The organism is Thermococcus chitonophagus (assembly GCF_002214605.1).
GTDB classification, from domain to species: Archaea; Methanobacteriota_B; Thermococci; order Thermococcales; family Thermococcaceae; genus Pyrococcus; species Pyrococcus chitonophagus.
In genome coordinates this window covers 1,147,556-1,160,744 of record NZ_CP015193.1, presented here as the reverse complement: position 1 = coordinate 1,160,744, position 13,189 = coordinate 1,147,556, and the positions used below count along the sequence as shown (strand labels likewise).

17 protein-coding genes are annotated in these 13,189 nt (G+C 43.4%); 16 read left to right on the top strand and 1 reads right to left on the bottom strand.

From position 1 onward, the window contains the following. Positions 1 to 38 precede the first annotated feature (38 nt). Complete coding sequence (locus tag A3L04_RS06535; RefSeq protein ID WP_068578082.1) at positions 39 to 425, top strand: thioesterase, FlK family; 387 nt, start codon at positions 39 to 41, stop codon at positions 423 to 425. Here A3L04_RS06535 and rlmD read toward each other — a convergent pair. Beyond that, a complete protein-coding gene (gene rlmD, locus A3L04_RS06530; RefSeq protein ID WP_068578080.1) occupies positions 414 to 1,640 on the bottom strand; it encodes a 23S rRNA (uracil(1939)-C(5))-methyltransferase RlmD in 1,227 nt (408 codons plus the stop codon). The two genes, A3L04_RS06535 and rlmD, sit on opposite strands and share 12 nt — an antisense overlap. Before the next feature lie 139 nt (positions 1,641 to 1,779). Here rlmD and A3L04_RS06525 point away from each other — a divergent pair, with 139 nt between their 5' ends. The 15 genes from A3L04_RS06525 to A3L04_RS06465 all read left to right on the top strand — a co-directional run bounded on the left by A3L04_RS06525 (position 1,780) and on the right by A3L04_RS06465 (position 13,188). Continuing rightward, positions 1,780 to 2,550 carry an integrase gene (locus A3L04_RS06525; protein ID WP_157895688.1) on the top strand — a complete coding sequence of 257 codons (771 nt, stop codon included), beginning with the start codon at positions 1,780 to 1,782 and terminating at the stop codon, positions 2,548 to 2,550. Between the two features lie 114 nt (positions 2,551 to 2,664). Continuing rightward, positions 2,665 to 2,835 (top strand): ribbon-helix-helix domain-containing protein, encoded by a 171-nt coding sequence (locus tag A3L04_RS11010; protein ID WP_157092431.1) that lies wholly within the window; start codon positions 2,665 to 2,667, stop codon positions 2,833 to 2,835. 94 nt (positions 2,836 to 2,929) lie between these two features. Then, entirely contained in the window at positions 2,930 to 3,097 is a 168-nt protein-coding gene (locus A3L04_RS11005) for a hypothetical protein (RefSeq protein ID WP_157092430.1), read from the top strand. Continuing rightward, positions 3,094 to 5,307: a peptidase associated/transthyretin-like domain-containing protein gene (locus A3L04_RS11135; RefSeq protein ID WP_068578076.1), complete on the top strand. Its 2,214-nt coding sequence runs from the start codon at positions 3,094 to 3,096 to the stop codon at positions 5,305 to 5,307. Before A3L04_RS11005 ends, A3L04_RS11135 begins: the two co-directional genes overlap by 4 nt. Beyond that, entirely contained in the window at positions 5,304 to 7,448 is a 2,145-nt protein-coding gene (locus A3L04_RS06515; RefSeq protein ID WP_068578074.1) for a hypothetical protein, read from the top strand. Before A3L04_RS11135 ends, A3L04_RS06515 begins: the two co-directional genes overlap by 4 nt. Then, on the top strand, positions 7,448 to 7,960 hold the full coding sequence (locus A3L04_RS06510; RefSeq protein WP_068578072.1) for a hypothetical protein: 513 nt from the start codon (positions 7,448 to 7,450) through the stop codon (positions 7,958 to 7,960). The genes A3L04_RS06515 and A3L04_RS06510 overlap by 1 nt, the downstream gene beginning before the upstream one ends. A gap of 4 nt (positions 7,961 to 7,964) precedes the next feature. Then, on the top strand, positions 7,965 to 8,303 hold the full coding sequence (locus tag A3L04_RS06505; protein ID WP_068578070.1) for a hypothetical protein: 339 nt from the start codon (positions 7,965 to 7,967) through the stop codon (positions 8,301 to 8,303). Continuing rightward, positions 8,300 to 8,554, top strand: a complete 255-nt coding sequence (locus A3L04_RS06500; protein WP_157092429.1) for a hypothetical protein — start codon at positions 8,300 to 8,302, stop codon at positions 8,552 to 8,554. The genes A3L04_RS06505 and A3L04_RS06500 overlap by 4 nt, the downstream gene beginning before the upstream one ends. After that, positions 8,551 to 9,336, top strand: a complete 786-nt coding sequence (locus A3L04_RS06495) for a hypothetical protein (protein WP_068578066.1) — start codon at positions 8,551 to 8,553, stop codon at positions 9,334 to 9,336. The genes A3L04_RS06500 and A3L04_RS06495 overlap by 4 nt, the downstream gene beginning before the upstream one ends. A gap of 6 nt (positions 9,337 to 9,342) precedes the next feature. Further along, positions 9,343 to 9,831, top strand: coding sequence for a LolA-like protein (locus A3L04_RS06490; protein ID WP_068578064.1), 489 nt, complete (start codon positions 9,343 to 9,345; stop codon positions 9,829 to 9,831). A 5-nt stretch (positions 9,832 to 9,836) separates the two neighbouring features. Next, positions 9,837 to 10,244 carry a hypothetical protein gene (locus A3L04_RS06485; RefSeq protein WP_068578062.1) on the top strand — a complete coding sequence of 136 codons (408 nt, stop codon included), beginning with the start codon at positions 9,837 to 9,839 and terminating at the stop codon, positions 10,242 to 10,244. After that, positions 10,241 to 10,621, top strand: a complete 381-nt coding sequence (locus tag A3L04_RS06480; protein WP_068578060.1) for a hypothetical protein — start codon at positions 10,241 to 10,243, stop codon at positions 10,619 to 10,621. The genes A3L04_RS06485 and A3L04_RS06480 overlap by 4 nt, the downstream gene beginning before the upstream one ends. Positions 10,622 to 10,741: 120 nt before the next feature. Beyond that, the gene (locus A3L04_RS06475) at positions 10,742 to 12,154 is read left to right on the top strand and encodes a helicase HerA domain-containing protein (RefSeq protein ID WP_068578058.1); all 1,413 of its coding nucleotides are present in this window, start codon (positions 10,742 to 10,744) and stop codon (positions 12,152 to 12,154) included. Between the two features lie 9 nt (positions 12,155 to 12,163). Then, positions 12,164 to 12,895: a hypothetical protein gene (locus tag A3L04_RS06470; RefSeq protein WP_068578056.1), complete on the top strand. Its 732-nt coding sequence runs from the start codon at positions 12,164 to 12,166 to the stop codon at positions 12,893 to 12,895. Further along, complete coding sequence (locus A3L04_RS06465) at positions 12,892 to 13,188, top strand: hypothetical protein (RefSeq protein ID WP_068578054.1); 297 nt, start codon at positions 12,892 to 12,894, stop codon at positions 13,186 to 13,188. Before A3L04_RS06470 ends, A3L04_RS06465 begins: the two co-directional genes overlap by 4 nt. Position 13,189 lies beyond the last annotated feature (1 nt).

Below are 13,189 nucleotides of genomic sequence, written 5' to 3'. Positions count from 1 at the left end.
CTTTTAAGGCAAAAAAGCTTTCTCTATCGGTGAGGCCTATGGAGCAAAGGACTCATAAACTCACGTCGGAAAGGCTAGTTGGTAAGCCTATCAAGCTTGAGAAAGGCTACGCGGAGGTTGAGCTTGTAACTATAGACGAGATGAAAGTTGACGAGAAGGGTCTCGTGCACGGAGGCTTTACCTTTGGCCTAGCTGACTACGCTGCGATGTTGGCTGTAAATGAGCCTACAGTAGTCCTGGGGAAGGCCGAGGTTAGATTCACGAAGCCGGTTAAAGTTGGCGATAGACTTCTCGCAAAGGCGAAGGTCGTTGAGGACCATGGAAGGAAGAAGATAGTTGAGGTGAAGGTTTACAGGGGAGAGGATGTAGTATTGGAAGGTAAGTTCCACTGCTACGTCTTGGAGAAGCACGTGTTAGACCTTTGAGAGCTTTGAAATGATCTCTATGTGGGGCGTGTGCGGAAACATGTCGAGTCCAATTATTTCCTCAATCCTGTAATTCTTTAATTGTTTGACGTTCTGATGGAATGTTTTCGGGTTGCATGAGACGTAAATGAGAGTTTCAGGGCCTTCCCTCTCCAGCCTTTTTATTAGCTTTGGGTGCAGTCCGGCCCTAGGGGGATCTACTATCACCGTGTCAAAGCCCTTGACCTCAACTTCCCTGTCGGTTGCGACGAAGAATTCGGCCTCAACACCGTTGATGTTTGCATTCTCTCTGGCCATTTCTATGGCGAATTCGTTAGAATCAAACCCCTTGACCTTAAAGCCCTTCTTTGCCAAGTATATTCCAAACGTTCCAACCCCCGAGTACATGTCCAATACTTTTTCACCATTAACGAGCTTAGCCACAATTTTAACCAGATTAACAGCCTGATAACTGTTAGTCTGGAAGAAGGAGTTTGGATGGATCAGATATTTAACGCCGTCAAGCTCTTCCGTAATGAACTTCTTTCCCCAGAACCTCTCAACGTCCCCGTAAGATACGTCGCTCTTCGTTCTGTTTATGCTCCAGTATATCGAGGTTGCAAAGTCGAAGTAAGGAGAAGGATCTGGGAGTTCACCTTCCTTGGTAACGAAGTTAACCATTACCTCTCCCGTAAACTTTCCCTCCCTAAGAACCATGTATCTTAAGAATCCTTTATCTTCCCTGATCCTCCAAGTCTCTATTTTCTCTTCTTCAATGAACTCTCTCAGCCTCTTGATTGCTTTTTTTGATGTGGGGCCAAACACGGGGCACTCTTCAATGTTCACTATGCTCCACCACTTTCCCCTCTCCCTGAACCCTATTCCCTCAACGGTTACTGCAAGATCTATTCTATTCCTGTGCCCGAATATCCTTGGAGAGGGAATTATCTCAACCTCAAGACCCAGGATTTTCTTCAACTTTTCTTTCTTGAATTCGAGCTGATAGCTATACTCAATGTGCTGGATTATGCAACCTCCGCATCTCCCGAAGGCCTTGCACCTAGCTCCCACTCGAAGGGGGGATGATCTTAATAGCTTCCATTTTGTAGCAACCCTGTTTTTCTTAATCCTCTTAACTTCCTCTATTTCTATCTCATCTCCTGGGGCAGAATAGGGAACTAAAACTCCTTTAGCTATCCCAAAACCCTCTTCATTAAGCTTCCTCACTATTGGCATTTTCCTCCCTCAAAAAAGTGTGGTGCGGTGGCCGGGATTTGAACCCGGGTCGCCGGCTTGGGAGGCAGTAGATTTTAGGGGTTTAAATACTTTATGGGTCAGATATGAAGGGTTATTTTTGGAATGGCTCTCCGCTCAAGTGAAAGCAGGAGCATTATCGGAAGAAACAGCTTCCGAATACGCTAGGGCATTGAGGAAGTTCTTTGATAAATACAGCCCACACTCAGTTGGTGAACTTGAGAAGGCCCTCGCCAAGGAGAACTATAAGCGCCATCTGTGTAAGGCACTCAGGAAATTTGTGCAGTTCCTGAGAAGCAAGAAGATTATCAGTCCAGTACTTGCTGAAGAGCTCAAAGATGCAATACCAATCAAGGCAACAAAGGAAAGCAAAATAAGGATTTCAACTGAGGAACTGCTCGAAGCTTGGGAGTATCACAAGAAGCATTCTGACGAGGTGACTCAGCTTTTCTTTAAGATTCTAGTGTTCAGTGGGGCAAGGCTTAGGGCAGTCCATAAGATGCTCACTAACTTTGATCCTAGCAAGGTCATATTTCCTCCAAAATATCCAAACATAGCTAAATATGCAATAATAGAAAGGAGGGGGACTAAGGCAACCCTCTTCATTTACATGCCTGCAGACATTATCAAGGAACTTAGGTCAGTTGAGATAAAAGAGGACACGATAGGGAAGAGGCTTCGCTATGGAAGAGTGAACGCCTCAACGATAAGGAAATGGCATGCAACATTTCTCTCAATGCATGGTGTGAAGGATCACATAATAGACTACATACAGAGCAGGGTTCCAAGAACAGTTTTAGAGAAACACTATCTCGACTTAGAATTGGAGGCGGATGAGGCCTATTCAAAAGTTGTTGATGATTTGAAGAAGGTTCTGGAGGGTTTGGAATGATCTTTATTGTTAGGATGCTTTTTGTCTTCATTGTTTTCGTCATGCTGTTTACTCTCATAGTCCTGTTTGCCTCTGGAGTTGAGTACTGGAAAATTAGAGGGAGGTGGTAGGGAGTTGGGTAGGGGTAAGGCTTCCACTGGAATGTATGCTTGGACTTTCACTATCGATAGCGAGACGCATAGGATGATCAAGGAGATCTCCAAGGCGTTGGGTATAAACAACAATTCGGCAGTTGTTAGGATGGCCATCAGGAGGTTATATGAGGAGGTTAAAAAGCAATCTTAAAATCGGCTTTTAATTCAATTTTAAGCCAATTTGTATCCAATTTTAAATATTCTTTTCTTTTAATGGCGAATTCTCATTATTTGGGTGGCCTAGTGTGGATTCTATTGAAAGACTTGAGAAAAAGTTGAGGAAGTTGAAGAAGAGGAAGGCAAGGCTTGAGCAGGAGTATCATCGCATTCTCGAAGAGAAAATCAGAGTAGAACGCGAATTACAGCAAACAATTGCCGAATTATCAAAAGCAAGAAAGGTGATGTCAGTATGAACGCCAAGAGCCTTCTCCAGCTCTTGATATTCTTAGTGATCTTGGGGTTGTGGTACAAAATCGCTTGGCCCTTACAAGATAAGGTCTCTATCGCGGTAGGTGCCTTGGGCGGGATACTGCTTCATTGGGCTCTTACGAACAAGGGTAACAGGAATATCATCAACATAAGACCCTTTAGCGCGGGCTGGCGTGTTTTACTCTATGACATGCTCTTGTTGAGTTTTCTGTTCGCTCTGTTGAAGCAAAGCAACTTCGCTCTTCTTGAAGCGTTCAAGAACAACGTTCAGAATGTTGTTCTAACATTAAGTCTTGTTGGAGCAATAGGGCTGGATTATGGAGTGGAGGGGGGAGGGATGAGGAAAGTTAGCATTATTATAGCTCTATTGGTTGTTTTAGCGGCGGTTAGCGTTCAGATAGGAGAGGTAAGTGCTCTTGAGGTTGTTGATTTGTCAGAGGCGGTGTTGTATAATGGTGCTGAGTACGTAAATGGTGGGTTGAGTTTGCCTCCGAATAATGCTTATGCAGTGATAAACTTTACTATTCCAGCAACGTATTTTGAAATCCATTACTCGTTTGGTGATCCGAATGGTTATGGTAGGATGTCATTTGGTTTCAAGTTCATTGATGAGAGTGGGGCGGGAATTGGAATTAGTTTTCACGGTGATAATGACGGAAGATCCCCATGGAGGTACCACCTCTATCTGATTAATATTGATGGCTCCAAGTCATTGTTAGAGTCGAAGGACTGGAATACGACAAATAAAGAAGTCATGCTAACAGTAGAATTCAGCGGAAATCACGTTATTGTGAAAGATATTCTTAACAACGTAACTTACTCAAATTATACCCTCCCAACTGTTGTTACTGGTAAAATAAAATCACTGACGATAGGACAGCATTTATTGGCTGGCGATTGGGCGTGGGCAGTAACAAGCCTCTACATCTACTCAATAAAAGTAAGATACAACACAGCACCAATAACAATCAACATAAAAGATGCCCTCACTAACCAGCCCTTAGATAATGTAGTAGTCAAAGAAGGAGATCAAGTTCTCGGCACGATAAATTCAGGAGACAGCATTGAACTCCCCAAGGGCACTCACACGCTCACTTTCGAGAAAAGCGGCTACTGGAGCGTCACTAAAACGATAGACGTCCAATCAGACATGACAGTAGAAGTAGAAATGTACCCATCAAGTGCTGCAGTAATGATAGAAGCTCCATCGAACATAACAACATTTGAGAACACTCTAACAGAAGTCAAACTTCAGATTGAGCCCATAGCTCAGGAAGCAACAAAGAATGCCTACTTATCAGTTTCTGGAATTACCCCTCTCGAGGTTCGCAAAGGTGCTTCCATTATTTCAAGTGAAAATGGCAAATATTATCTCGGTGACATTTCCTCTCTAACAGAGATCACGATAAAATTCAAGGCAGGCACTCCTGGAACCAAGACTTTCTCAGTAACAATAACAAGCCAAGATGCCCTGGGGACTAAAACATACGAGGCAACAAAGCAGATTGTATATACAGTTAAACAACTTCCGTTCCAGGTGCAGTTGCCAAGTACTTGGAGTGTTGGTGAAAATGAAGTAAGAATCAACGAAGCAAGCGGCCAACAAGTCCTGATTACTCTAAGTCTACTTGATCCGAATGGAACCGAGATATGGAGCGACAGCTACACCTTTGGTCCTTATGAGGGACATGCATTCACAGTAAATATACCAGCCGAGGGAGATTATACTCTTAAGGTTTCTTGGAACGGTTATACTGCAGTTTGGAGCATTAAAGTGAATCCTGCAGTTTCTATCTTAACCGATACTGTAAACGTTGGCAAAGGAGACATTGGAACAATTAAAGTCAAGATAAGGAACCCAACAAGCAGAACCCAATACTACACAGTTGTTCTTGAGGGAGGCTTCATAGAGGGAAATGTAACCAAGCAGATAGCAGTTGCTCCACTTAGTGAGAAGACTATTGATATCGCCTTTTCAGTTCCAAAGGATGTCCAGTTCGATGCATATGATCTTACGCTAAGGGTTCTGCAAGGAAATGCTACCACATACCAAGGCCTTGTTCACGTGATAATAGAGGATACAGGGTTCTCACTACCACTTGGAGGAGAAGGACCTCTCGGGCTGCCGTTGTGGATGTGGGGTGTTCTAGGAGTAGTAGCCCTTCTGCTTATCGTTAGGGAGGTGAGGAGATGAGAACAGCTTTTGCCTTCTTCCTTGCTTTTACATTAATCTTAGCGACTGTAAATGACGCCCAAGTAGCTGCATTTAGCTTCTCAGGATTGAAGGAGAAGGTATCAAAGTTCTGGGACACTGTAAAGACTGCAGGTGCAGGTGCTGTTGTTGGGGCAATTGCAGGTGCAGTAGTCTGTGGTATATTTTCAGGGGGAACCCTGTCAGCGGTATGTGCTGCAGGTGGTGCTAAGGTTGGAGCAATTGCAGGAGCTGTAATTGGCGGTATATATGGAGCAATCAAGAACTACGTCCTTGGAGGAGATGAGGACAAGAAGAGCATTCCCATGAACTCGGAGAGGTACGCAAATACTACTACCGTAAGCACGGATTCAGATCTTAGTGATTTGAAACACATAACTGAGAACGCAAACAAGGAAGCGTATAAAGCCATAGCGGAAGTTTCAGCTAAGCTGAGAAGCGATTTGGTGAAATACGATACTGCAGAGAGTGGAGCAACTGGTGATATCATTGCAACAGTTTGGGGACCCGAGAAGATTTACGGCTTTAGTGCATTCCCAATTCAAATAAAACTAGAGTTTAGGAAAAGCCCTATCCCATTTAACTATATACACCTGAGAAAAGTCACTGTTTATCTCAAGGACGAGGATGGGAGAGTATACTGGGCAAGAACTTGGGACTATGGGCAAGGAAGTGAAGGCCTGAACGGAGGTCAGGCTGTCTACACAACTATAATGAAAGTTCCAGACGATTACGTTAGCATTGTTGAGAGAATAATAGAGACTGGAGTTTTAAGCAGAGAGGATGTTGAAAAGCTGTTTAACGCTACAACAAAGAGTTTTGAGATTTATGTGAACATAGACGCCTATAGGGAAGTCTGGCAAAGTACCAATGATACTCAAGAAACTTGTACTGGAAATAAGAAATGGGATCCTTCTACAAACACATGCTATGAGTTTGTAAAGATCGTTGATATTGACTACAGCGTTCATACAATTTCAGCTTGGCGCCATGTAACCAGAGCATCCGATATTGTCCTCATAGATAAGGGGATGTACGCCAGTATTCCAACTAAGTTCCTCTCAACTGAGTATGCAAGTAAATGGTCAATATACAAGGAGAAGTTTGGTGGTGCAGTTAGCAACGTCTTCGTTATTACCGCAGCAACTCCAGTCCATGTGATTGGGAGCACTGCAGACTTCATGTTTACCTTTGCAAGAAACCCAGGATACTTTGATCCTCTAAATCCAGAGATAACGGATGATTTCAGGCTTGTAGTTGTTAAAGTCACGAAGAGTGGAGATTATGAAGTTGCAGATAGCATAAGGGGGAACCTAGGAGCCTTAACCTCTTCAATAGAAAAGCAACTCTCGGCAAGGTATACGGATGATCCCGCTGCAGTAACGTATAAGGTCTACGGATTTGCCCTGTTCAAGATAAAACGTGATGACAACACAACCATCAAGACATGGCTTGCTGTAGAACCTCTAATTTCAGTGCTCCAAAATGAGAGATTAAAACTCGACGATACACAGGTAGAGCAGCTTACAAAGTTGGTTGAAGACAATGAGATCTCTGAGGCAGATAGAGAGCACATAGTAGCTCAGGCTAATGAGTGGATCACTGGACTGCAGGATAAGATAACTGAGGTAGAGGAGCTAAAAGAGAAGGCACAAGCTCAGAACAACCAAAAAGCCATTGATTATGCAGAAAAAGCAATCAAGGAGTACAAGGCAGCAATAAAAGACCTTGAAAAGGTAAAGTCAACTAAGAGTGTCCAAACTCTCCTGAATTATCTGAATGCGGCCAAAAAGCATGAGATATCAGGTGATTATTATAAGAATGCAGCATATAAGGCATTACACAATGAGCACGAACAGGCCGAGCTCGACGCGAAGAAAGCAGAAGAGACAAGCAAGCTAGCAAAGCAGTATGAGCCCAGCATAGCCTTAACCTTAGCAGGCCTGAATATACCGCTTGATACAGATGACATAATAGTTCTTGCAGTTGGGCTTCTCTTAGCCCTAGTTCTGAGTAGGGTACTTGGCAATTCCTGGGGATTACTCGGACTGCTCATAATCCTGGGTTGGTTCCTGGGCAAGTATGCCGGAGTTCTTGACTTCCTTCTGGAGGTGATTAGGTAATGGATAGGAAATTGAAGATAGGCCAATGGCTATTGAAAACTGCCCTTGCCTCTGGTCTTTTGGGATTTTTACTTGCCTATGCAGCAGACCACAGCGTAACGATAGCAGAGACTAACGTTGCCTTAGCAAGCATTCCATTAGCCTTCGTTGCCCTCATTGAGTTATTTGATAGATTTGCAGACAAGAATGACTTCTACAATAAGCTTTACGCCTACGCAACGAACTCACCAGCTGGAAAGAGCAGAATCTCTGCAGTGATTGTCAGCTTATTGTTTGCAGGATTAGGGTTCTTTGTAGTGGTGTGGGCCCTAACAGGGACGATAACAATGAACATAGGAACAATAAGCCCTGCAAACATCTTCGTTGCCGGTTTAATAGCACTGTACATCTTTGCACCAGAAACAGGGGATGACGAGTTATTGTTGTGGCTATGGCTCGGAGCAACTATTGCAACGAAGTTCCAGTACCTAACAATTCTCCCACCAGGATTAGGACTAAACTTCCTGGGGTGATGCCATGCTGAGATTCTTAGCTTCCTTCCTTTCATTTATTCTCCTAATCACGTACTTCAAGGAATACACAGTAGAATTCGGGAAGCTTATCGGGCTTAGTGGATTTTGGGCACTCTACATTCCCTCCACAATTTCAGCCCTCTCAATACTTAGATTACTCGACAGAGAAAATTGGGGAGTTCTCGATGCATTAGCACTTGGATGGCTTGGCATTTTCGCCCTAACAAGCATGACAGGCAACATAGAGCAAGTTGCATATGAGGTAGTCAAGAGTGCAGTTGGCTTTGCAATTGGAACAATTCTCGGGGCAATAGCTGCAACTTCAGCTGCAAGGAGGGGATGAAGATGGAGGTAACAACCGCAATAACCACAATGCAAAACCTTGCAAAAGATTACCCTTACCTTGCCTTGGGTATAGTGCTGCTTTTTGTTGCACTCTTCATCAGAGGAAAAATGAGAGCCGTTATCGCCTTACTTGGGCTTACAAGCTTTCTTTACCAATTTGGGCTTGTTGATCCATTTGTTGACCTTGTGAAGACCATACTTCACTCTCTCCCGAGCATTCTTGAAAAGATAGGAGGTGTTTTAGGATGAGAAAAAGAGAAAGACAGTTAGTTACTATAGGATTAGTCTTCCTATTTGGAATAATAGCATATGCAGCCTACGCGGGCTGGTTCGACGGAGCACCAATACCAGTTTTGGATAAGATAAACAAAGACAATGAGACCTATCAGCTCGATATCAAAGACATAAAAGCAGAAGTCTTAGAAAACGGGCATGTTAAGCTGATTTTCAACATAACGAACTATGAGCACTTCAACCTTAGTAGCGTGCAGGTCCTATATGCACTAAACGTTGCAGATCCTGAAAATGCAACCTACGTCTCCATAAATGCCTCGACCCTTGGAAACGGAACTTATGCAACGGAAATTCCTTCAACATTCGGAGATACAGTCTATTACAAGGTGAAAGTCGAATATAATCAGAATAAGACCTTTGAAACCAAGGTATACACCATCCAAGTCAAGGACACCGTTCCTCCCAAAGTTAATGGAGTAACGATCACCTATAACGCTACTACAGGAAACGCGACGATAACCGTCAATGCAACCGACAATGACGCCATAAAGAACGTGATTATCTACTATGCCATTACCCAGGATGGCAACTTGACTAATGCCACTTGGGCCAATGCGACCCTAACGGCTGCACCTTGGGTGGCCACTATTAAAGTTGATGCTAACATTACAGATACCACTTACTATTACCTCGACCTCTACGTCATAGCCCAAGACCTCAGTGGCAATGAGGTAAGATACCCGGCCAATGGAACTATCCACTTCTATGCCAACGAAACTACAACGATTAGCGGGTGAGGGGCAATGGAACGCTTTAGCCCCTCACCCACTCCCTCTCCATTTGTAGTAACCCTTAAGGTTTTCCTCATAACCTTTGCCTTTGCCTCAGCTTACCTCACCTACTCAACATTTCATACAAAGGATCCACTAACGGAAAGGTTGTTTAAGCTAGGCTACCCAACAGAAGGCTACATCATAGAAAACGGCACAATAAAATTCGCAAATGGCATTGTGGTGAAAATTCAAGGCACATACATTGAGTCTTACAAAATTACCGCAGAAGACGCCTTGAAGTTAGCGAACCAATATCTCGCTGATTATAACTCAAAGCTAAGAGAGTATAACTATGAATTAGTAGTTGACGAAAAGACATTAAGAGAAGAGGAAAAAGACGGCACCTTATACTGGGTATTTGATATGAAGCTGAAAAAGGGCCATTCTAGTTGGTATGTTGGCTCAATTTGGATTGACAGGAAAACTGGGCTTGTAGCCGTAAAAGGCATCCTGGGGTGATTTCTATGAAATACATATTAGGAATAATAATTCCCCTCATGGTTCTAGTTGCAGGATGCATAGAGGATGGCATCCCTCTCCCCCTAAACCTCAATATCACAACTAATCAAACAAATGCAACTACAACATCTCCAGGATACACATGGGAGAACACCATAGCAGCCGGAAAGTCCCTGATAATAAAAGTGGGCAACGAGACATGGACAATTAAAGTTGAGTACGAGGTAAGGAAGCAGAAATTTGCCTTCTTTATCACATCTCCAAACAATGAAACCGAACTATATTACGAGCCCCTAGAAATAACCCCTGGCCCTCTGGAGGTCAAAGGCAAAGGCTACTTCGCAGGCACAACAGCGTACCTTGCCAAGATCGAGATTAGATCCCAGGAAAAATTCGAGGTGACAGTGAAATGAAAAGGATCCTTTTTCCTATTACCCTCCTTATTATAATGGTAATAATCACCCCCGTCCTAGCCCAGGATAACACCACAAAGCTAATCGAGGAGAATAGAGAGCTCAAAGCAAAGCTCGCAAACCAAACAAAGCTAATTAACGAGCTGAAAGCTGAAAATGAATTCTTAAGAGAGCAGATCAACGAATATAGGCAACTATTAGCAAAGATAATGGAGGAAGAAAGTAGGAGAGCAAAGGAAAGCTACATACAGGCCGCGGCCAAAAAAGAAAAGATTGGCAAGATAATCTTTGGAGCCCTCATAGTCTCAGGCATATTCTCCCTAGCCATACTCGGCTTTCTCAAATCTACAGAGAGGAAATACAAGCACTACGTGTAACGGAGGTGGAGAACCTCGAGACAGGTGAAATAAGCAACGAAAACGATTACGACGTTGATAAGTAATAATTCCGTTAGAAGGGCACATTTATTTTTATTAGGAAAATGGAGGGGTTAGCAGGTGGTAGAAGCAGTAATAAACGCAGCAACAACATTTCCGAGACAAAGAAATATAATCCTTGTTGGAAAGGCAAATCAAGTTGATGAAACTGGAAGCACCTACAGGTACCTAGAACTTACCGAGGAAGATGCCAACCATATGGTATTCCTGGGACCATCAGGATTTAGGAAAACCACCGCAATGAAAGCCCTAATACAGGAGATATGGACAAAAACTTCCTGGGGTAGAGACAGAGAGAAGCCACTAATCGTAGTCTTTGAAGCAAAATATGACAGGGCAAAAGCACAAGCAGTCAAAAACACATTCATAACACTCCTAAAAGAAAAAGGAGAAAAGTGGTTGAAGGACAGATTTGGAGAAGAACACTACAAGGAGATGAAATTTTACATAACCCTCCTCATGAACCCAGGAATGGCAGGCTCAATAGGACTCATGGGAGACTTTGCACTAGCCTGGGGCAACATCTTAGGGCTACAAAAAATAGACTCAAGAAACACAGAACTCTCAAACTTTGGCCTAAGACCAGAGCCATTCCCAATGCGGAGAATAGTCTTCAACCCAACAAGAGAATTGCATCACATAGCCTATGATTCAGGACCAGAGGCCGAGATAATAGCAACGAAAATCAAGTACTCAAGGCTAAACTTTGAGGACCTCGCAAAGTTGCTCAACCTCAACAACTATACCATATACTCAGGAGTAATAAAGGAAGCATGGGACCACCTAAAGATCAGGGATCCAGATGAGGTCCTGCATAGAGCAAAGGAAATCTACCAAGAAATGCTCGAATTCCTTGAAATAGAATCAGCAAAGCCTAACATGAGCTTGTGGGGAGTAAAAGCCACAATGGAAAGGCTAAAAAGCAATCCACTTTTTGAAAAAGACGGAAAAGACCTCATTGATATTATAGACAATGATAAGATAAACGTCATTGACTTCTCACAGAATTCACGCTTAACCCTTGAAGAAAAGAAGCTCATTTTCAGGAAAATAATCGAGTACCTGATGAACGAGTACGCCCAAATAAAAGAAACAGCAATCTTCATAGTTGGCGATGAAATACAAAAATACCTAGATGACCATACAGGAAGAAAAATCATAAGCAGTCTGTTTAGGGAAGGAAGAAGCAACCAAATAAACCTCTTCGCTGCAACCCAATATTTACACAGCCTACCGAGTGAGCTAATCTATGGAGCATCACATATAGCAATTCTAGGGTTTCTTACAAGCGCAGATGACACCAGATTATTAAGGAAACTAATCCCAGACTTCGAGCTTAAATACCACCAACCTCTTGCTAGAACCCCAGGAGAAGTTGAAAAGCTGAGAAGAGAGCACAAAGGGAGAGGATACATTATCATAAACAAACTGTTTACTGAAAGAATCCTTTTTAGGCCCTCACAAACCTTGTGAGGTGATAATATGCTTTTTAGGAGAAAAAAGAAGCGTGAAGGAGGATTACCAAAAAGAGAAGATGATGGAGTATTTGAGAAGTTGGGGAGTAAGGCCGAAGAAAGAATTACCGAACTAGTGCAAATACAGGACGTAAAGCCAATAAGACCGCCAAAGCTCAGGTTCGTTAAGACCCATCACACGGTCCTCAAGGCCCTATATAAAATCCCGGTAGGGAATGGAGTATTCAAAGAGGTAGTCACCCTAGGGTACGTTCAAGGAATAGCAATAAGCCCCGATGGCCTATTGGTGATCTCATACACACCCAGGGCCCCAGGGTGGATAGACGAAGCACTAATGTCAATAGCAAGAATATTTGGCAAGCAACCACCCGCCCACCTATTGTGGGTCCTACCGCAGTTTGCCCCACTACCAGCCTTGGATTATGCGATAATAGTTGAAACATCCAAGATTGTAAAGACGGCATGGGGAGAGTTCGCCCTACCACCAATGCTCACTGAAGAGGAAGTTGCCGCCTTCAGGGCAATCTACCAGAAGGCAAGAACCCTAGAAGAGCTCGTTGACAAGATATTCTCCCAAGTGAGCAGGATAGTTGACACAAGCCTAAACATAAACCCATTCGTTAAGACGTACACATTGATCGAGAGAAATAAGGATGAGAGAAAGGGGATAGAGAAAACCAAGAGAGCCTCAGGAGCTGAGATAATGATCAAAGATCCCTGGGAGGGCCTCAACCTATGAGCGAAGCCGTGAATGCAAAAGACCTGTTCAAGGCAATAATGGAAAACTATCCCCAGGATAGTGCTCCAAGTGAGGTAACCCAGGAAGAGCCGGTAGAGAAAGTGGAGGACGTGAAGGTTCCAAGCGACATAAAGGTCGAGCTAATGAGGTTGGCAATGCTGAAACTAAAATATATTGCTCAGAATACATTCCAGCCAGAAATAAGGGAAGCCGCAATAGATGCCGCGAAATACCTCAGAATAATAATAGAAACAGACCCAGAATTCTCAAAACTGAAAATGAAGAAGGATTAAC